At 39.5% G+C, this 17,453-nt stretch carries 19 protein-coding genes; 8 read left to right on the plus strand and 11 right to left on the minus strand.

Features of this window, described 5'->3' with window-relative positions:
• The first annotated feature begins 221 nt into the window (after positions 1–221).
• From BQ9856_RS09635 to BQ9856_RS25170, 6 genes are all read left to right on the plus strand, one after another.
• Positions 222–581, plus strand: coding sequence for an ArsR/SmtB family transcription factor (locus BQ9856_RS09635; RefSeq protein ID WP_077610836.1), 360 nt, complete (start codon positions 222–224; stop codon positions 579–581).
• Positions 574–1,626: an ACR3 family arsenite efflux transporter gene (gene arsB, locus BQ9856_RS09640; protein ID WP_077610837.1), complete on the plus strand. Its 1,053-nt coding sequence runs from the start codon at positions 574–576 to the stop codon at positions 1,624–1,626. Before BQ9856_RS09635 ends, arsB begins: the two co-directional genes overlap by 8 nt.
• Positions 1,627–1,667: 41 nt before the next feature.
• On the plus strand, positions 1,668–2,045 hold the full coding sequence (gene arsD / locus BQ9856_RS09645) for an arsenite efflux transporter metallochaperone ArsD (RefSeq protein ID WP_077610838.1): 378 nt from the start codon (positions 1,668–1,670) through the stop codon (positions 2,043–2,045).
• A 57-nt stretch (positions 2,046–2,102) separates the two neighbouring features.
• Positions 2,103–3,836, plus strand: a complete 1,734-nt coding sequence (arsA, locus tag BQ9856_RS09650) for an arsenical pump-driving ATPase (protein WP_077610839.1) — start codon at positions 2,103–2,105, stop codon at positions 3,834–3,836.
• 12 nt (positions 3,837–3,848) lie between these two features.
• Positions 3,849–4,244 (plus strand): arsenate reductase ArsC, encoded by a 396-nt coding sequence (locus BQ9856_RS09655; RefSeq protein WP_077610840.1) that lies wholly within the window; start codon positions 3,849–3,851, stop codon positions 4,242–4,244.
• A 345-nt stretch (positions 4,245–4,589) separates the two neighbouring features.
• Complete coding sequence (locus BQ9856_RS25170) at positions 4,590–5,198, plus strand: YHYH domain-containing protein (protein ID WP_077610841.1); 609 nt, start codon at positions 4,590–4,592, stop codon at positions 5,196–5,198.
• A 560-nt stretch (positions 5,199–5,758) separates the two neighbouring features.
• Here BQ9856_RS25170 and BQ9856_RS09665 read toward each other — a convergent pair.
• The 3 genes from BQ9856_RS09665 to BQ9856_RS09675 form a co-directional block, all read right to left on the minus strand.
• Positions 5,759–6,133: a hypothetical protein gene (locus BQ9856_RS09665; protein ID WP_077610842.1), complete on the minus strand. Its 375-nt coding sequence runs from the start codon at positions 6,131–6,133 to the stop codon at positions 5,759–5,761.
• 520 nt (positions 6,134–6,653) lie between these two features.
• Complete coding sequence (locus BQ9856_RS09670; RefSeq protein ID WP_077610843.1) at positions 6,654–6,980, minus strand: type II toxin-antitoxin system RelE/ParE family toxin; 327 nt, start codon at positions 6,978–6,980, stop codon at positions 6,654–6,656.
• Positions 6,970–7,233 (minus strand): type II toxin-antitoxin system Phd/YefM family antitoxin, encoded by a 264-nt coding sequence (locus BQ9856_RS09675; RefSeq protein WP_077610844.1) that lies wholly within the window; start codon positions 7,231–7,233, stop codon positions 6,970–6,972. Before BQ9856_RS09675 ends, BQ9856_RS09670 begins: the two co-directional genes overlap by 11 nt.
• Positions 7,234–8,169: 936 nt before the next feature.
• On the opposite strand from BQ9856_RS09675, the gene BQ9856_RS09680 reads away from it, so the two are divergent.
• Positions 8,170–9,225 (plus strand): tyrosine-type recombinase/integrase, encoded by a 1,056-nt coding sequence (locus BQ9856_RS09680; RefSeq protein WP_077610845.1) that lies wholly within the window; start codon positions 8,170–8,172, stop codon positions 9,223–9,225.
• A gap of 60 nt (positions 9,226–9,285) precedes the next feature.
• Here the strand turns inward: BQ9856_RS09680 and ytvI are convergent, their stop codons facing one another.
• The 3 genes from ytvI to yneA all read right to left on the minus strand — a co-directional run bounded on the left by ytvI (position 9,286) and on the right by yneA (position 13,108).
• Positions 9,286–10,350: a sporulation integral membrane protein YtvI gene (gene ytvI, locus BQ9856_RS09685; protein ID WP_077610846.1), complete on the minus strand. Its 1,065-nt coding sequence runs from the start codon at positions 10,348–10,350 to the stop codon at positions 9,286–9,288.
• Positions 10,351–10,705: 355 nt separating this feature from the next.
• Positions 10,706–12,655 carry a GTP-binding protein gene (locus tag BQ9856_RS09690; RefSeq protein WP_077610847.1) on the minus strand — a complete coding sequence of 650 codons (1,950 nt, stop codon included), beginning with the start codon at positions 12,653–12,655 and terminating at the stop codon, positions 10,706–10,708.
• 150 nt (positions 12,656–12,805) lie between these two features.
• Positions 12,806–13,108, minus strand: a complete 303-nt coding sequence (gene yneA / locus BQ9856_RS09695; protein WP_077610848.1) for a cell division suppressor protein YneA — start codon at positions 13,106–13,108, stop codon at positions 12,806–12,808.
• Between the two features lie 176 nt (positions 13,109–13,284).
• On the opposite strand from yneA, the gene lexA reads away from it, so the two are divergent.
• Positions 13,285–13,905: a transcriptional repressor LexA gene (lexA, locus tag BQ9856_RS09700; protein WP_077610849.1), complete on the plus strand. Its 621-nt coding sequence runs from the start codon at positions 13,285–13,287 to the stop codon at positions 13,903–13,905.
• Between the two features lie 200 nt (positions 13,906–14,105).
• Here lexA and rsfS read toward each other — a convergent pair whose 3' ends face one another.
• From rsfS to obgE, 5 genes are read right to left on the minus strand one after another with little or no spacing between them, the layout of a single operon-like run.
• Positions 14,106–14,465 carry a ribosome silencing factor gene (rsfS, locus tag BQ9856_RS09705; protein ID WP_077610850.1) on the minus strand — a complete coding sequence of 120 codons (360 nt, stop codon included), beginning with the start codon at positions 14,463–14,465 and terminating at the stop codon, positions 14,106–14,108.
• Positions 14,462–15,058: a bis(5'-nucleosyl)-tetraphosphatase (symmetrical) YqeK gene (gene yqeK, locus BQ9856_RS09710; protein ID WP_077610851.1), complete on the minus strand. Its 597-nt coding sequence runs from the start codon at positions 15,056–15,058 to the stop codon at positions 14,462–14,464. Before yqeK ends, rsfS begins: the two co-directional genes overlap by 4 nt.
• The gene (gene nadD / locus BQ9856_RS09715; RefSeq protein ID WP_077610852.1) at positions 15,055–15,672 is read right to left on the minus strand and encodes a nicotinate-nucleotide adenylyltransferase; all 618 of its coding nucleotides are present in this window, start codon (positions 15,670–15,672) and stop codon (positions 15,055–15,057) included. Before nadD ends, yqeK begins: the two co-directional genes overlap by 4 nt.
• 35 nt (positions 15,673–15,707) lie before the next feature.
• On the minus strand, positions 15,708–16,004 hold the full coding sequence (yhbY, locus tag BQ9856_RS09720) for a ribosome assembly RNA-binding protein YhbY (protein WP_077610853.1): 297 nt from the start codon (positions 16,002–16,004) through the stop codon (positions 15,708–15,710).
• Between the two features lie 15 nt (positions 16,005–16,019).
• On the minus strand, positions 16,020–17,303 hold the full coding sequence (gene obgE, locus BQ9856_RS09725; protein ID WP_077610854.1) for a GTPase ObgE: 1,284 nt from the start codon (positions 17,301–17,303) through the stop codon (positions 16,020–16,022).
• Positions 17,304–17,453 lie beyond the last annotated feature (150 nt).

Raw genomic sequence — 17,453 nt, forward strand, 5'->3', positions numbered from 1 at the left:
AGCGCCTTGCGTATTTCCTTTTATGTTGTCGAAAAAGATCATATTGACATTTATTTATATCAGATGTATAGTATAAACATCATTTAAATTAACATTGTAAATTTTCAAAGTCATAGGAACCTATGACTTTCTGTATGCATACTATATGAGTAAATGCGCATATACACATATTAAGCATCAGAAGTAAATAACATGTAGATTAAAACGTATAGGAGGACAACATGATACAAATATTTAAAGCATTATCTGAAGAAAGCCGGCTCAGAATATTATCATTGCTGGTTAATAGTGAGGAGTTATGCGTTTGTGAAGTGGAAGAGATTCTGGGGATGACACAATCCAATGCATCCAGACATCTCGCCGTACTGAAAAACTGTGGTATTTTAATCAGTTACAAAAAAGCACAATGGGCTTACTACAAATTAAATGATATCTTTATTTCCGAAAATGCTGAACTATGGGAATACTTGAAGAATCGCTTACAGAAACTCAATACATTCTGTAAAGACTGTGAAAAATTAGGAGAATGTAAAAGTAAAGATTTATGTTCATGTAGAAGCAAGGAGGCAAGTAATGAATAAAGAAAAGCTTCAGGGCATTGGCTTTTTTCAAAAATATTTAACCATATGGGTAGCCCTATGCATGGCGTCAGGAGTGATGATAGGGAAATATTTGCCGGGAATTCCTGAATATTTAAGCAAATTTGAATATGCCGAGGTGTCTATTCCGGTTGCAATCTTAATTTGGCTTATGATTTATCCTATGATGATGAAAGTTGACTTTAAAAGTATCCGGGACGTAGGGAAAAATCCGAAAGGCCTGTTTGTGACCTGGATTACAAATTGGTTCATTAAGCCCTTTACGATGTATGGGATCGCTTCTCTGTTTTTCTATGTGATCTTTCGAAATTTTATTTTACCTGACCTTGCTAAAGAATATCTTGCAGGAGCTGTGTTGCTTGGAGCGGCTCCATGTACTGCTATGGTTTTTGTATGGAGTCATCTGACAAAGGGCAATCCAGCCTATACCGTTGTTCAGGTAGCAACCAATGATTTGATCATACTAGCAGCTTTTGTTCCAATAGTTAAGTTTTTATTGGGAATATCCAATGTATCCGTACCTTGGGATACTTTAATTCTTTCAGTCGTATTATTTGTTGTAATTCCCCTGATGGGTGGAATTTTAACCCGGGTCACGGTAGTTAAGCGTAAAGGATTATCCTATTTTGAGAATATCTTTGTTAAAAAATTTGATCATGTAACGGTGATTGGCCTGCTGTTAACGCTTGTTTTATTATTTTCCTTCCAGGGAGACGTGATTTTATCCAATCCATTCCATATTGTATTAATTGCGGTCCCCCTTATCATTCAAACATTTCTTATTTTCTTCATTGCATATGGAGCAAGTAAGGTGTTAAAGCTTCCCCATGATGTGGCAGCACCAGCTGGAATGATCGGTGCATCAAACTTCTTCGAACTTGCAGTTGCAGTGGCCGTCTCATTGTTTGGAACCACATCCCCGGCTGCATTAGCCACTGTAGTCGGCGTATTGGTGGAAGTTCCGGTCATGTTATTGCTTGTAAAGATTGCAAATAATTCCAGAAGCTGGTTTCAGGAAGTAAAATAAATATGTGATTTTTTAAAAATTATAATAAAGGAGATTTTAGTATGAAAACTATGGAAATCTACGAACCTGCAATGTGTTGCTCAACAGGGCTCTGTGGAGTTGGAGTGGATCCGGAGCTTCTAAGAATATCTACTGTCCTTAATACGTTAAAGAAAAGTGGAATAAAAGTAGAACGGTATAATCTTTCAAATGCTCCCGGTGCTTTTGTTAATAACAAAGCCGTCAATGATTTCATTAACCAAAAGGGGGCAGAAGGTCTTCCTGTAACCACAGTTGACGGAGCTGTTATTATAGAAGGCAGATATCCAACAAATGAAGAGTTCATTTCCTTATTGGAACTTCAAGAAGACATTTTAGGAACAAAAAATACCGGACAAAAGAAAGGCGGATGCTGCTGTTCAGGTGGAAATTACTGCTAACCTTAAGGAAAAAGGGAATGAACCCTCACAATATCAGTTCTTCAAAAGAGGTTTATAATGAATACATTTGATCCATCCAATATTCTTTTTACAAAATATCTGTTTTATACCGGAAAAGGCGGTGTTGGAAAAACCTCCATTGCCTGTGCAACTGCGGTTAATTTGGCAGATGCGGGAAAGAAAGTTCTGTTAATTAGTACAGATCCGGCATCTAATCTGCAAGATGTATTTTCTACAGAATTGACCAATAAAGGGGTTACTATTGAGGGAGTTCCAGGCCTCACGGTTGCTAACCTGGATCCGGTCCGGGCAGCTGCGGAATACCGGGAGAGTGTGATCGCTCCATACCGCGGCAAATTGCCGGAGTCAGTATTAACCAGTATGGAAGAGCAGCTTTCCGGTTCCTGTACCGTAGAGATTGCCGCCTTCAATGAGTTTTCAAACTTTATTACTGATGATAGTACCTTAAGGGAGTATGATAATATTATTTTTGACACGGCTCCAACCGGTCATACCCTTCGTATGCTGCAGCTCCCATCGGCTTGGAGTAATTTTATCAGCGAAAGTACACACGGGGCCTCCTGCCTGGGACAGTTATCTGGCTTAGATGATAAAAAAGAAGTTTACAAAAAAACAGTAGAAATATTAGCAAATGGAAATTTAACAACATTAATATTAGTTTCCAGACCGGAATCTGCTCCCTTAAAGGAAGCAGCACGAGCCTCAAAAGAATTATCAGATATCGGTGTGAACAATCAAATCCTGGTAATCAATGGTGTTCTTCCAGGATACGATGATGATGTATCAAAGGCATTCTATCATAAGCAGCAGAAAGCTTTGATCAACATTCCAAAGCACTTAAAATCTCTTACAGCTTATCAGGTACCACTTCGGGCATATAATATTACAGGTCTGGATCATGTCAGGACGTTATTAACAAAAGATAATTTCATACCGCGTACAGAGCGTTTATTGACTCCGGAAACCCCAAAATTAAATGACGTTATTGATGATCTGTATAACAGTGGTAAAAAAGTTATTTTTACAATGGGAAAGGGCGGTGTTGGTAAAACAACCATTGCAGCTTCCATTGCAATGGGTCTTAACAAAAGAGGAAGAAAGGTCCATTTGGCCACAACGGACCCGGCTGCGCACTTAAAATTTGTCATGGATGAAAACACAAACATTGCTATGAGTCATATTGATGAGCAGGAAGAACTGAAACGCTATCAGGAAGAAGTACTTACTAAAGCAAGAAAAACCTTGAGCGAAGATGATATTGCTTATATAGAAGAAGATCTGCGTTCTCCTTGTACCCAAGAAATTGCGGTATTCCGCGCGTTTGCTGAGATTGTAGAAAAAGCCGACAATGAAGTGGTTGTGATTGATACCGCACCAACAGGTCATACACTGCTTTTGCTGGACTCTACACAGAGCTATCATAAAGAAGTAAAAAGAACCCAGGGGGATATCCCGGAATCAGTGAAAAAACTGCTTCCAAGGCTGCGCAGCGATGAAACTGAAGTGATTATCGTTACACTTGCAGAAACCACACCTGTCTATGAAGCCTTGCGGCTGGAAGAGGATTTGAAGAGAGCCGGCATAGCAACAAAATGGTGGGTGATCAATTCTTCTTTATATCAGACACGTACCACAAATGCCTTATTATCTGCAAAAGCGAGCAACGAAATTGAATGGATCAATAAAACAGACTTACATTCAAAGGGTAAGTTTGCTCTAATCGCTTGGAGTGCCGATGAAGTAAAAGGCGATAAATTACTTTTAATATAAGGAGGTGCACCAATGAAAAAGGTTGCCTTTATCTGTGTTCACAATTCCTGTAGAAGCCAAATTGCAGAAGCATTGGGAAAGCATTTTGCAAGTGATACATTTGAAAGTTATTCTGCAGGAACGGAGACGAAACCTGGAATCAACCAGGAGGCTGTGCGATTGGTTAAGGAGTTGTATGGAATTGATATGGAAAAAAATCAACGTTCTAAAATGTTAGAGGAGATTCCACCAGTTGATATTGTTATTACGATGGGATGCAATGTAAATTGTCCATATCTGCCGTGTAAATATAGAGAAGATTGGGGATTAGATGATCCTACTGGAAAATCAGACTATGATTTTATTAAAGTGATTCATACAATAGAACGTAAAGTTATTGAATTGAAGAATAAAATAAATACCTTATAATAGAAAACGTCTGAGAAAGCATTTGAAGCAGAATATAAGGCAAGGCTGAAAACAGCGATAACTCTTAATATTTAATATAATGGTCTTATCAGCTTTAAGATAATTGTTATCTTAAAGCTGATAAAAGTGATGAAGGCAGTAAGAATCAAAATGACAGAGGAACGAGTCTTTTATAAGACCGTATAAAAGAACATGAATTAAATATAAAAAAATGAGCGACAAAATAATAAGGTTTAATATGCTTTGCGCTATAATTTGAATAATTAATCCCATCTCAATATTTGTAATATATGCCATTTTATGATATGATGTATTTATAAAAAACAGAAACGGGGGAAGTAGTATATGGGTACAGAAGTTATAAGCAGGAAGCTGGGACTTTTGGCAAAGAAAGTTAAAAGGATTGCTTTGTTTATTGCTGCAATTTTGATAATTGGGTCTATGGAGACAAGTTATCCTGGTTGTATTATAATTGCACAGGCGCATTCGGGGCGTACAGATTCTCAAGGCGGACATCATGATTATAAAAATAAAAGTGGTTTGGGCAGTTATCATTATCATCATGGTTATCCAGCCCATTTACATCCAAACGGAGTATGCCCTTATGAAAATGGTTATGGGGAATCTTCTTCTAAGCAGACCTCTAGTTCAACATCGGAAAAGAAAGAAGAGTCACCTTTAAATGTTCAGGATTATAAGCTGGTATTTGACTCAACCTTCTATTATAATAATAATTCAGATCTGCAGACTGCGGTGGGAAATGATGAACAAAAACTGCTAGAACATTTTGTTTTCTATGGTATGGCAGAAGGGCGTAAAGGATGCAGTAATTTTGACGTAATGATATATAAAGACAATAACATGGACTTAGTGGCAACATATGGGGATGATTTAAAAAAATATTATGAGCATTTTATGGATTGTGGATATAACGAAAATCGAATACATAATTAAGATGTAAAAAATAACTAGATCATTACTCTTTATGAACGAAACTCAGGAAGTTCAAAATACTTAATCTGGAAGAACTGAAAAAGATTTTGAAAAGACATGATTACTATTATTATAGCCTTAGATAGATTGATACAATTATTGAATGGTGTGATATGAGGGCACATAGGGAGATTAGCTAATGATCTTCGGAACTTTAAACTGAATGAGCCGAATATTCTGAATGCTTAAATGCAAAGCCGGGGTTATCAAAAGTAAAATTTATAAGACAGACAAGGCAGTAGTAAAACTTTTTTTGATTATATTCGGGATTGACACAAAGTTCCAGAAGTGCTAAAAACCGAAAAATTTGCGGAAAAACTCTGGAAGTTTAGGATTCATTGTAAACAAAGGGCTGAGAGGGCTTAGTCGCTAATATTAGAAAAACGACAAAACTATAAAGCAATAAAATAAAATGGTATAGTTTTGTCGCTTTTATTTTAACAATATGATAAATGACTGAGTTGGAAGAAAGAGAAAAGTGACAAAACAAAGAAGCTAATTATCCAGTTTCACTGCTGGTACTATAGTGAACTCAATGCCTTTGTTAATAATGGTGATGCTATATATAAGGATTTGATATTATTGCCCAGCATCGTATGTTGCCAAGTCCCCTGTACTAATTTTTTCTGGGCTTTTTCACTTTTGCTAATCAGTGAAGCTATTGGTGCGAACGCTTTTTCCAAGTCTTCTTTCGTATATTTATCTGTTATATATTGCCCAGTTAATTCTTTTCTTATTAGCAATGAGGTAATATTAAGCGCTTTAATCCTGTTCTTTTGCAACGTGTACTGTGAAGTGCCTTGTGCAAATTTTCCTTGTGCTTTCTCGCTTCGGTCAATCATTGAATCTATAGCCCGGAGCGCCTCCTCCATATCTTTCTTTGTGAAATCATCCATTAACTCAAACCTCCATAGTTCTTTCTTAATGTTTTGAATAAATTATACACTACTCCCAAACCCAAAACAACGACAATCTATCAAACTATTATCGCAGATAAACCGAGCATCGGGACGACAATTGTCGAAGCTTTGTATGCAAATGACAGAAAAAGGATGCATTAAGAGGAACGGCCTCATTGTTTCTTGATGTATGGGCCATCTGGTAAGCCTTGCAGACGTGGGCAACTACAACGAGAAGCCCTTATTGTAATTGAAGAAGGGTGATTCCAGGCCAAACTTCTTTTAAATCATTAAACGTGCATTTGATGGGAGAGTGGCATATAAGTAATTTAATTTTATATTTAGATGGATATTTAGTTTTCCAGTATATAGCAGGGATACTTATATTTAAGTATCTAAGATTGATGTTATGGTTCGAAACAGAAGTTAAGAGTAGCAGCTGATTGGAAGTCGGTAAGCCAGCGCTCTTACTGCAGCTACCGGCAACACAAATGTGATAGCATATCCAATGTTATGCTTATTTATGATCCATTTTCAAATTATTAAATGACTTTGGATAATCGGTTTGTGTATCTGCAATATGATAAATAAAAATTTTATCATTCTGTAGTTCTACCCGGTAGATTACAACGAATCTCCCTGAATAAAGCTCTTTGTAGCCTAATTTTCTTAAAAGATCATCTTTTGCTGGTACACCAGAGTAAGGATAATCTGTCAGGCGAACGATACTCCCTCTGATCTGCTCATATACTTTATATGCACTTTCTACGCCGAAGGTCAGAGCATAATAATCCGTGATATTATCTAGATCTGCCAACGCAGCATCTAAATATTCAATTCTCATAGCGTTTTTTAAACCTTTCGTCTACTTCATCCTGGCTGTGTGTCTTGCCGCCGGCCAAGCGCGCATTTTCGGCCGCTAGCACCCGGCTTCTCATTAACAAAAGTTCTTCCCTCTTTTCAAAGGCCTCGATGCTCATAAAGACCCCATCTCCATTCCCATTAAGCGTAATATAAATAGGCTCACCCGAAATTTTTGCCAATTCGGAAACTTCCGAATATTTGTTTCTCAAGTCGGCTGATGATTTAATGTTCATATACGATCCCTCCTGATTCATAATATTTGTATAATTATATCCATATTATACACTAGAATATGTAAGGTCGCAAGACCTCTGGTTGTTTTTTAACAGATTTGTTGCCCATAACGTAAAAGTATACTTTTGTAGCCGGGAAATCGTGAAGAGCTGGCAAAGAAATCCGGAAAGGTCAAGAGAGTAGTCGATTAATGCTGTAGCGTAGCTGGGAGCCAGAGGAATCTAAACTGACCTGTAGCTCCAAGGAGAAAAGCGGGAATTCTGACAATCCTGCAGCCCTGCCAGTGAATCTGGAATGAGGACCCAGAAGAGCGTCCGGAGAGTGGTAGGGCGCAGCCGTCGTGAGTTTTTATAAACTGGAAGTAATAATCGGATTATTACATTGTTGTCCGTATTGTATGGAATGCGCAGAAAAATACATCATTTTTTATAATATCATTGGACTAGGATAATGCCAATATGGTATACTAAATGAATAGTAATAGTATCTAATGGAAAAATGACAAAACAGAAACAGTTTTTTGGGTTATATGTTAATATATAGGTATGTTCAACTATTCGCGAAAGTCTAGTTTAACGAATAGTTGAACCAGACTTTCGCGAAAGAGGTTTCTCTATAGTTAATCAGGCAATTTACCGAGATGCATCTACCTACCATTAACTAGGGAGTTTATCATGAAGCTTTAATGTTATAACTGCCTTACCTGTTAGGATTCGTATCCCCATAATAAGGCTGTTTAATTGAAACCATGCTATTATCTGATTTACAAACGTCGTTGGCCGTTTTTATATGTTTCACCACTTACATATGTAAATCGCATTGAATTGACTGTTGTAAGTCTTATTTGTCATTTCAAAAGATTTCATTGGTTTTAAATGGAGTAAAGTCCCCACCCCGAATCATAATAAAAATATACCAAGAAATGAGGTTGAACTATGAGCGCTCCTCTCTCCTATCATCAACAAAAAGACATTGAAAATGTAAGGCACCTGCGCCAGCTAGTGAAAGAGCTTCCCGGCTTTTGTGGGGATTTTTTCCGGGGCATTGAACCGCGTACATCTTCCCGGACCAGGATTGCCTATGCATATGATCTTAGAGTGTTTTTTGAATTTCTTCTTAAGGAAAACCCTGTGATCCGCAAGCTTGATATACAGGATATTACATTGGATCATCTGGATGCTCTCCGTGTTGTGGATATTGAAGAATATATGGAATATTTAAAATACCGCTTTAATGATAAAAATCAGGAAGTAACAAACAAGGAGCGGGGAATCATGCGGAAAATTTCCTCACTTAAGAGCTTTTATAACTATTATTACCGGAATGAACGGCTTCTAAACAATCCCGCTGCGCTTGTACAGCTTCCGAAACTTCATGAAAAAGATATTATACGTTTGGATATAGATGAAGTTGCTCTTTTGCTTGACGAAGTAGAAAGCGGTGAGGCTCTGACTGAGAAACAAAAAGCTTACCATGAAAAGACAAAAGTCCGTGACCTGGCCCTTTTGACGCTTATGCTGGGGACCGGAATCCGCGTATCGGAATGTGTCGGATTGGATTTAGATGATATTGATTTTAAAAATGGCGGGATTCGTATTCATAGAAAAGGCGGAAAAGAAGTTACGGTATACTTTGGTTCTGAGGTAGAGAATGCTCTTCTCGATTATTTGGAAGAACGGAATCTGGTTATTGCCCAGGAAGGACATGAAAAGGCTCTTTTCCTCTCCCTTCAAAAAAAACGAATTGCAGTCCGCAGCGTTGAAAATCTGGTTAAAAAGTATTCCAAGCTGGTGACCCCTTTAAAAAAGATCACTCCTCATAAACTTCGGAGCACGTATGGAACAAGCTTGTATAAAGAAACAGGTGATATCTATCTGGTCGCAGATGTTTTAGGCCACTCCGATGTAAACACAACAAAAAAGCATTATGCTGCTCTGGAGGATGAACGCCGCAGAAGCGCCAGAAATAAAGTGAAATTACGAGAATTTTAAGCATATATAAGTGAACAGGAATTGTGAATTAGTTTCACATCCAATATAATAACAATAAATTTATGTCTTAAACAGGTGGATACTCCCCTCTCTATTAAGTTTGACAAGAATCGTAGCGATTACCGGCAATATCAATAACCCTAAGATTCCCATTAGTTGGGCACCGATAAACATCAATATTAGCGTCACGATGGGGTGTAATCCAATCTGTTGGCCTATAATTTTAGGTTCTAATATCTGTCTGATTACTGTTATAAAGATATACAGAACCAGCATTCCCAAACCGGTCTTCGTATCTCCCATAGAAAAAGCTATGATAGACCAAGGCAAAAGAACCGCTCCTGTACCTAGTATGGGCATAATATCAATGATTGCCACTATACCGCCCAGGAGAAATGGTGTTGGTATACTTAAAAGTTTGAAACCGAGAGATAATTCCAAAAAAGTTATGGAAATAATTAATGCATAGGCTTTTATAAACTTGCCGAGTGAACCAATAATATTATCTTTTATTTTTATTATGACATCCCTCTGTTCAGATCTGAACTGATGTATGAGAAAATTACTTATCTTATAATAGTCAATTGTAAAGAAAAATGAAGAAACAATCGTGAAAATAACCTTTATCAATAACGTTGGAACTTGACTGGCCAAACCTGTAACCATACCGACTACTTTGGTAGAAATATTAGAAAGATAGGTAAAAATGGACTGTCCAATGTTATTAATGAAATCATCCATATAAATTTTAATACTTGGGAATCTATCGAACATATTGTCCGTCATCATCTGGAACACCGGCTGAAGTGTCTCTTTATATAAAGACGGAAGACTGTTAAACAAAGTACTGATAAAATGGAAAAATTTAGCACCAATTAAGCTAATGATTAATCCGACCAGACTGTAGAATGAAATTAAAACAACAATAGAGATAATTGTTCTTTTTATGTGGGTTTTCTCCTCTAACAAATCTATGACATTACGGAATGCCATGGCAACAACGATACCAATAACAAATGGCATTAATAACGGGAAAACATATTTAATTCCTGCATATACCATAATCAGCAAAATAAATCCAAATATACAATGGATAATAAAAGCCTTCTGCTTTTCTAAACTCATAATCACTAACCTTTCCAGCTCAATGAAATCAATTACCTGCGATTGATTCTGCGTTTCAAATATAAAAATATAATTGAAGTTTATCGGTTATATAGGCCTGGATCCATTTTCAGCGCAATCCATGGTAGTATTATAACGCTTATCCCGTTTATGTCAAGCAATACCTCTCTTCTGCCGCCTATTTTCACTAAAAAGTAACAGATTTATAACAAGAGTATCAGGAATATGGTTTTGTTAATTTTTCCGAACCCAAATCCAAATATATCTTTGCGTTCGGAGTACATCAATTATCTTAATGTGTTTTTGTCAATCCATTCATTTCACATTTTACAGATAATTATTTTGATCAAGCGTATTATCGAAGGGTATGCATATAGTCTTCCGCTTGCTCCCAATTTACAACAAATGAGGTTCCCTTGTGGCAAAAAACGGAACAGGAAGGATTCGCAGTATCCCCGTCGGGATTATATTGATAATACGCTATAACTTCATTTTCATTATGACATATATCATAATGAGAAAATTCCATGGAAAGACCGCCCTTTCCTCCAGACATCACCATCAGTTCTTCTCCATAATTCATGAAAGAAGCTACAGGGACCTCTCCCATTATAACAGTTTTCCCGCTTCCATCCGGAACCGGCGCAACAAACCGGCCAGAATACTTAGCAATATCGTTTAGCACTCTTCCTGTTAAGGAATCCGGAACTGAGATGGTAAAACTGTAAAATGGCTCTAAAAGCAAATTTCTGGCCTTCATAAGGCCCTGGCGGATTGCACGATAAACCGCCTCCCGGAAATCACCGCCTTCCGTATGCTTAATATGAGAAATTCCATCAACCAGGACAACCTTAACATCCGTCAGTTCAGAACCGGTTAAAACTCCTTTATGAACAGCTTCAATAACATGATTGCGTATCAAATTCTGGAAGTTAATTCCCAGTCTGTCCACATGGCACCGGCTCTCAAATGAGATCCCATCTCCTCTCTTGCCAGGCTCTATTCTTAAAGCGACTTCAGCATAATGACGAAGGGGTTCAAAATGCCCATATCCCATAACAGGTTCGGCTACTGTCTCCTTATATACAACCTCCGGTTGTCCAAAGGAAACAGATATCTGGAACCTGTTCCAGATGGCCTGTTTCAGAACCTCAAGCTGAATCTTACCCATAATATTCATTTTTAACTGCCGCAGGGGCTCTTCCCATACTACACTTAACGCAGGATCTTCTTCCTCCAGAATATGGAGTATCTGTAGTACCGTCCTGTCCGGAATCTCCGGTGAATATAAAACTTTGGCCTGAAGGGCCGGATGAAGCGTTGGAACCACCGCATCATGGATTTCTCCAAGTCCCTGCCCTGCTTTGGTATTCCTAAGCCCGGTGACAGCCACCACATCTCCTGCAGAAGCCTCTTGAACGGTGGCAAAACGTTCCCCTTGAAAGATCCTTATCTGACGAACTTTCTCAACCTCTGACAAAGAATCACGGACGTGCAGAACACCGCTTAATATTTTTAAATAAGTCATGCGTTCCCGTTGCCCATCATAACGAATCTTAAATACTCTCCCGCTAAAAGGAGCAGATACAGGATAAGAAGCTTCAGTCATGCTATAAAAGGCTCGCATAAACTTTTCCACTCCTTCTCCAGTCAAAGAACAGCCGCCGAAACAGGGGAATAACCGACGATTTTTAATTTGAGAAATAATCGCCGGTTTCAGATCCTCAAAGGTAATGGTTCCCTCCAGCCACTTGTCCAGCAATTCTTCATTCCATTCAGATACAATATCAATTAACTCATCTGTAATAGTATCCTCATTTCCATTCTCAAGGTAAATGCCTTGAAAATCCAGGATATCCTTCGAAAAGCGTTCCTGAACCTCAGATAAGATCCTTTCATAAGAAGCTGAAACGATGTCCAGCTTATTGATAAATAAAAAGGCAGGAATCTTATAACGGTCCAGTAATTTCCAAATGGTTTCGGTATGGCCCTGTATTCCATCGGCTCCGTTGATGACCAGAATTGCATAGTCCATCACTTCCAGGGTCCTTTCCATCTCAGCAGAAAAATCGGTATGGCCCGGGGTGTCTACCAGATAATACGTATGGTCACCATGTGTAAAACTGGCCATATCAGAATATATGGTGATCCCTCTGGCTCTTTCGATGTCATCGTGGTCCATACATGCATTTTTTGAATCTACGCGGCCCAGTGTCCTGATTACATGCTCTTTGTACAATATTTGTTCTGAAAAAGTGGTTTTTCCGGCATCTACGTGGGCGAGAATTCCAAATGTTATCTTCATATTGTAATTAATCCTTTAACTATAAGAATAATTCTGAGATCAATAAAGCTCTCAAAAGCAATTTATATTACTACTATTCTAAGTTATTGTCTGCATAAAATCAATGGATTTTAGAGCGGCAATGATTTGGGTTTCCTTGCCCGGTTCTTATTAATCAGAATCTGTTACGAAATACATGACAGTTAAATACTGCCCGCTGTGAATGGTATCTTCCTTTAACCCGTTCATATTCTTTAATTCTTTCACATACTGGGCTGTGGTCATCCCGCTGTTCTCCCCATACCTTCCGGCAATACTCCATAAGCTGTCGCCTTTTTGTATCTCAATGCTGGTATAATACTTATCGATCGCCTGTGTCTCCACCTCTCCGGCCAGTGCATTCATTAACGAATTGCCAAAAAAATGGGAACCCAGCAAAACAACCAGTGATAATGTAATCAATTGCTTTATCATACGTATACCTCCTGAAAAAAATCCGCACAAGAACATATGTTCCTTTTACGCCTTAATCATATCACTGCGAACATATGTTTGTCAATTCATTTTGCTTTTTTCGAACAAAAGTTTGCATTTTTTTCGAACATATGTTACTATAGGTTTAATGAAAAAAGGATTGAGGAGGCTGTGTCATGGCGCAAGAAAAAATCACACCCAAACAGCAGGAAATTTTAGAATATATAAAAGAGACGATATTAAAGAAGGGTTATCCTCCGGCAGTCAGGGAAATCTGCGAAGCCGTTCATTTAAAATCCACCTCTTCCGTGCACTCCCATCTGGAAACGCTTGAGGAGAAGGGATATATAAGAAGAGATCCTACCAAGCCGCGGACCATTGAAATTATTGATGACTGCTTTAATCTGACGCGCCGGGAGGTTGTGAATGTCCCGGTCTTAGGAACCGTAGCGGCCGGTCAGCCTCTTTATGCAGAAGAAAACATTGAGAACTATTATCCGATCCCATCGGATCTGCTCCCGAATGCGGAAACCTTTATGTTAAAAGTGAGGGGGAACAGCATGATCAATGCGGGTATTCTTGAAGGAGATCAGATCATCGTTGAGCACTGCCCGACCGCACATAATGGAGAGATCGTTGTTGCGTTAGTCGATGATTCGGCAACGGTAAAGCGGTTTTTTAAAGAAAACGGCCATTACCGCCTTCAGCCGGAAAACGATTCCATGGATCCGATCATCGTAGACCATGTAGAAATTTTAGGGAAGGTAATCGGTCTGTTCCGTCTGGGAATCCATTAATATTTTGCAATCAGAACTATATTACCGGGCGATGGTTTACATAATTATTTTATGTAAACCATCGCCCGGTAAAAAAAAGAGTCTGATTTGTCAGACTCTAGCGCTGACGCGCTGTCACATCAGTGACATCTTCCTCTAAAATAAAAAAACGGCTCACAGGTTCTGTTAAGCCGCTTTCTACTCTTTTCGAATTTCTCTATTTATAAAGCTTCTAATTCTTCAGCTGCAATTGTTTTTCCATCTCTCCAGATTCTTTCCAGATCATAGAACAAACGGTTTTCACGGTCAAACACATGGATGATGATATCGCCGTAATCCATGAGGATCCAATTGGCGGACTGATAACCTTCCACCTGTTTGCAGACAAAACCCTTTTTACCGAGTTCTTCTTCTACATTATCGACCATGGCCTGAACCTGATTCGTATTCGTGCCGCTGGCAATGATAAAATAATCTGCCATTACCGACACTTTTCGAATATCAATGATGCTGATATCCTCACCCTTCTTATCAGATAAAGCCGCATAAGCGGTTTTCACCATTTCAACTGACTGATTCATCTTTGCTCTCCCTTCTTTTCATTGTGAATCTGTTTATAATAAACATATGCCTGGTTTGACATGGAATCTACAAAACTTCCTTTTCCTTTCAGATAATCCAGGGTATCTTTGAGAATCCGGTATACGCAATCCTCCAAATTTACAAACGCCAGAGAACGTACAAGAGGCAAATCAGCCGCCTTGCCGCGCCGGGGTTCGATGTAATCGGCAGTAAAAACGATTTTTTCCAGAAGAGACATCTCCGGTTTACCGGTGGTATGCCAGCGGATGGCGTTTATCACTTCTTCGTCCTTAATACCATATTTATGCTCAGCCAGCCATGCTCCATATTTCGCGTGAAGCACCACCGGGGCCCTGAGTTCATCGTCAGTTAACAAAATATCCTGTTTCCGGCATTTTTTTATAATTTCATCATCTCCATAATGCTTGGCACAGTCATGGAGCAAACCGGCCAGTTCCGCCTTATCCAGGTCGTACTCATACCGCATTGCCAAAGCGGTACAAATAAATGATACGCTGATCGTATGTTCAAATCTGGAAGGGGTTAATATCCCCCTCAGCTCATTTCGCAAATCCAATATTACATCGTTCATGTTTCCATCTCCTGATATAAGCCATGGGCACTGATGTATGTCATAACTTCCTGCGGTACAAAATCCGCAATGGACTGGCCCTTAGCAACCATCTGACGTAAATCTGCAGAAGAAATGTCCATTTCCTTGCAGTGCAGCATTTGGATATCCGCTCCATATTTGGCAGACAGATAAGCGATCTGATGGTCCATAGAGCGGTCCGCGTCCTCATATTCCCGTCGGGCTGCCAGTATCACGGCCTGTGACAATACCTGATCCGGTTCATACCAGCTTTCGATTTCATACAGCGAATCCGCTCCGATGATGAAATAAAAGGTATGCTCAGGATATGCCTCGCGGAGTAACTTTAACGTTTGGGCCGTATACGTATTCCCGTTTCGTCTGATTTCAAAATCTGAACACACAAATCCCGCTTGGCCCTTCATGGCAAGTTCTGTCATGGCAAGCCGAATGGCTGGCTCTGTTACATGATGGTACTTTTTATGAGGTGGATGCCCGGAAGGCATATACCAGATTTCATCCAAACCATATTCGTTATATGCCTGTTTGCCAAGCATCAAATGTCCATTGTGGATCGGGTCAAACGTTCCGCCCATAATACCTATTTTACCCATACTTTTCGACTCCCTGACCCAAAAATGAAGCAGGATTACCGGGGAAGTACAATTTTCCTCTTAGTTTCCTCTTTTGCCTGCTTATAAAGGACTATTCGCCTTCCAATTACCTGAACGATCTCAGAATGAGTACGTTCAGACAGTACGGCAGCTATGCTGTTTCCGTCATCCAGACAATTCTTCAATACTGTAATCTTTATTAATTCCCTGGCTTCCAGCGCCTCTGCAATGGCTGTGGTAATTTCCGGAGTCAGGCTGGATTTACCAATCTGGAAGATCGGATCTATATTCATCGCCAATCCTTTTAAATAGGATCTCTGCTTGCTTGTCATAATATTCTCCTTGCTTTATTTGTAATAGTCGAATTCAAGACCATACATGCGGACCGTATCCCCTTCTTCAATTCCCGCCTGTTCCAGTTCTTCTAAAATCCCATTTTCTTTTAAGAATTTCTGGAAGAAGCTAAAGCCTTTTTCAGATTCTAAATTTGTATAGCCCAGCATTTTTTCGATACGCGGTCCTTCTACTACATAAGCTCCATTTTCCGTTACTTCAACCGTATAAGGAAGCATTGCATCGGACTGATTCTTGATATCAAATTCTTTTTCAAAGATGATCGGACTTAGATTAATGGTCTGAAGCAGATCATGGATGGCATATAACAGTTCTTTTACTCCCTGGCCGCTTACCGCAGAAATGGGGTAGACTTTCACACCCTGGGGTTCAAATTCCGCCTTCAGCTTTTCAACAGGGTTCTCACTGTCATCATAAATGGCATCTGTCTTATTGGCTGCAATAATCTGAGGACGTTTTAACAGTTCCGGATTATAGGCACCCAGTTCCTTATTGATCGCATAAATATCTGCGATCGGGTCCCTGCCCTCTGTAGAAGCAGCATCCACTACATGAACCAGGACTCTGGTACGCTCAATATGACGAAGGAAATCGTGTCCTAATCCGATTCCCTCGGAGGCTCCCTCGATCAGTCCCGGAATATCTGCCATAACAAAGCCCTTTCCCCCAGCCACATCCACAACACCCAAATAAGGGTTTAACGTTGTAAAGTGATAATTGGCGATCTTGGGCCTTGCATTGCTGACTCTTGAAAGGAGCGTAGATTTCCCCACATTAGGAAACCCTACCAATCCTACATCCGCAATGACTTTCAGTTCAAGCTGTACCCAAAGCTCCTGGGAAGGTTGTCCGGGCTGGGCATATTTCGGTGCCTGCATGGTAGGGGTAGCATAATGCATATTCCCCTGTCCGCCCCTGCCGCCCTTTAATATAACTTCCCGGCGGTTTTCACCAGACATATCGGCTATGATTTTTCCCGATTCAAAGTCCTTGATTACCGTGCCTTCCGGAACCTTGATCACTAAATCCTCACCGTCTTTTCCATGGCAGCGCCGTTTTCCGCCGGGCTCACCATCTTTGGCGGTATATTTGTGAATGTGCCGAAAGTCGCTTAATGTATTAAGGCCTTCGTCCACTTCAAATATAATGTCACCGCCGCGGCCGCCGTCACCACCGTCAGGACCGCCGCATGGAACATAAAGTTCCCTCCGGAAGCTGACATGGCCATCGCCGCCTTTTCCGGATCTAATAAATATTTTTGCTCTGTCGGCAAACATTCATTCACCTGTTCCCTTTCTTTTCTTTTTTCAATTGGGTTTTATATCGGCGCACTTAAAAAGCTTTATCATGGCACCGCGTTCCTTACTTAAGATTCATTCTTACCAGAAGGATGAATATGATACAGGGAATCACAAATGATTACCTGT

The sequence above is a fragment of the Clostridium sp. Marseille-P2415 genome (genome assembly GCF_900155545.1).
In the GTDB taxonomy this organism is placed as follows: Bacteria; Bacillota; Clostridia; order Lachnospirales; family Lachnospiraceae; genus Lacrimispora.

Coding starts and splice junctions, on each gene's coding strand:
- BQ9856_RS09680 (WP_077610845.1), top strand. CDS start 8,170: ATGAGCGCTCCTCTCTCCTATCATCAACAAAAAGACATTGAAAATGTA.
- yhbY (WP_077610853.1), bottom strand. CDS start 16,004: ATGACAAGCAAGCAGAGATCCTATTTAAAAGGATTGGCGATGAATATA.
- BQ9856_RS09665 (WP_077610842.1), bottom strand. CDS start 6,133: ATGGATGATTTCACAAAGAAAGATATGGAGGAGGCGCTCCGGGCTATA.
- BQ9856_RS09690 (WP_077610847.1), bottom strand. CDS start 12,655: ATGAAGATAACATTTGGAATTCTCGCCCACGTAGATGCCGGAAAAACC.
- lexA (WP_077610849.1), top strand. CDS start 13,285: ATGGCGCAAGAAAAAATCACACCCAAACAGCAGGAAATTTTAGAATAT.
- obgE (WP_077610854.1), bottom strand. CDS start 17,303: ATGTTTGCCGACAGAGCAAAAATATTTATTAGATCCGGAAAAGGCGGC.
- yqeK (WP_077610851.1), bottom strand. CDS start 15,058: ATGAACGATGTAATATTGGATTTGCGAAATGAGCTGAGGGGGATATTA.
- arsD (WP_077610838.1), top strand. CDS start 1,668: ATGAAAACTATGGAAATCTACGAACCTGCAATGTGTTGCTCAACAGGG.
- BQ9856_RS09655 (WP_077610840.1), top strand. CDS start 3,849: ATGAAAAAGGTTGCCTTTATCTGTGTTCACAATTCCTGTAGAAGCCAA.
- BQ9856_RS09675 (WP_077610844.1), bottom strand. CDS start 7,233: ATGAACATTAAATCATCAGCCGACTTGAGAAACAAATATTCGGAAGTT.
- arsA (WP_077610839.1), top strand. CDS start 2,103: ATGAATACATTTGATCCATCCAATATTCTTTTTACAAAATATCTGTTT.
- BQ9856_RS09635 (WP_077610836.1), top strand. CDS start 222: ATGATACAAATATTTAAAGCATTATCTGAAGAAAGCCGGCTCAGAATA.
- arsB (WP_077610837.1), top strand. CDS start 574: ATGAATAAAGAAAAGCTTCAGGGCATTGGCTTTTTTCAAAAATATTTA.
- BQ9856_RS09670 (WP_077610843.1), bottom strand. CDS start 6,980: ATGAGAATTGAATATTTAGATGCTGCGTTGGCAGATCTAGATAATATC.
- ytvI (WP_077610846.1), bottom strand. CDS start 10,350: ATGAGTTTAGAAAAGCAGAAGGCTTTTATTATCCATTGTATATTTGGA.
- rsfS (WP_077610850.1), bottom strand. CDS start 14,465: ATGAATCAGTCAGTTGAAATGGTGAAAACCGCTTATGCGGCTTTATCT.
- yneA (WP_077610848.1), bottom strand. CDS start 13,108: ATGATAAAGCAATTGATTACATTATCACTGGTTGTTTTGCTGGGTTCC.
- BQ9856_RS25170 (WP_077610841.1), top strand. CDS start 4,590: ATGGGTACAGAAGTTATAAGCAGGAAGCTGGGACTTTTGGCAAAGAAA.
- nadD (WP_077610852.1), bottom strand. CDS start 15,672: ATGGGTAAAATAGGTATTATGGGCGGAACGTTTGACCCGATCCACAAT.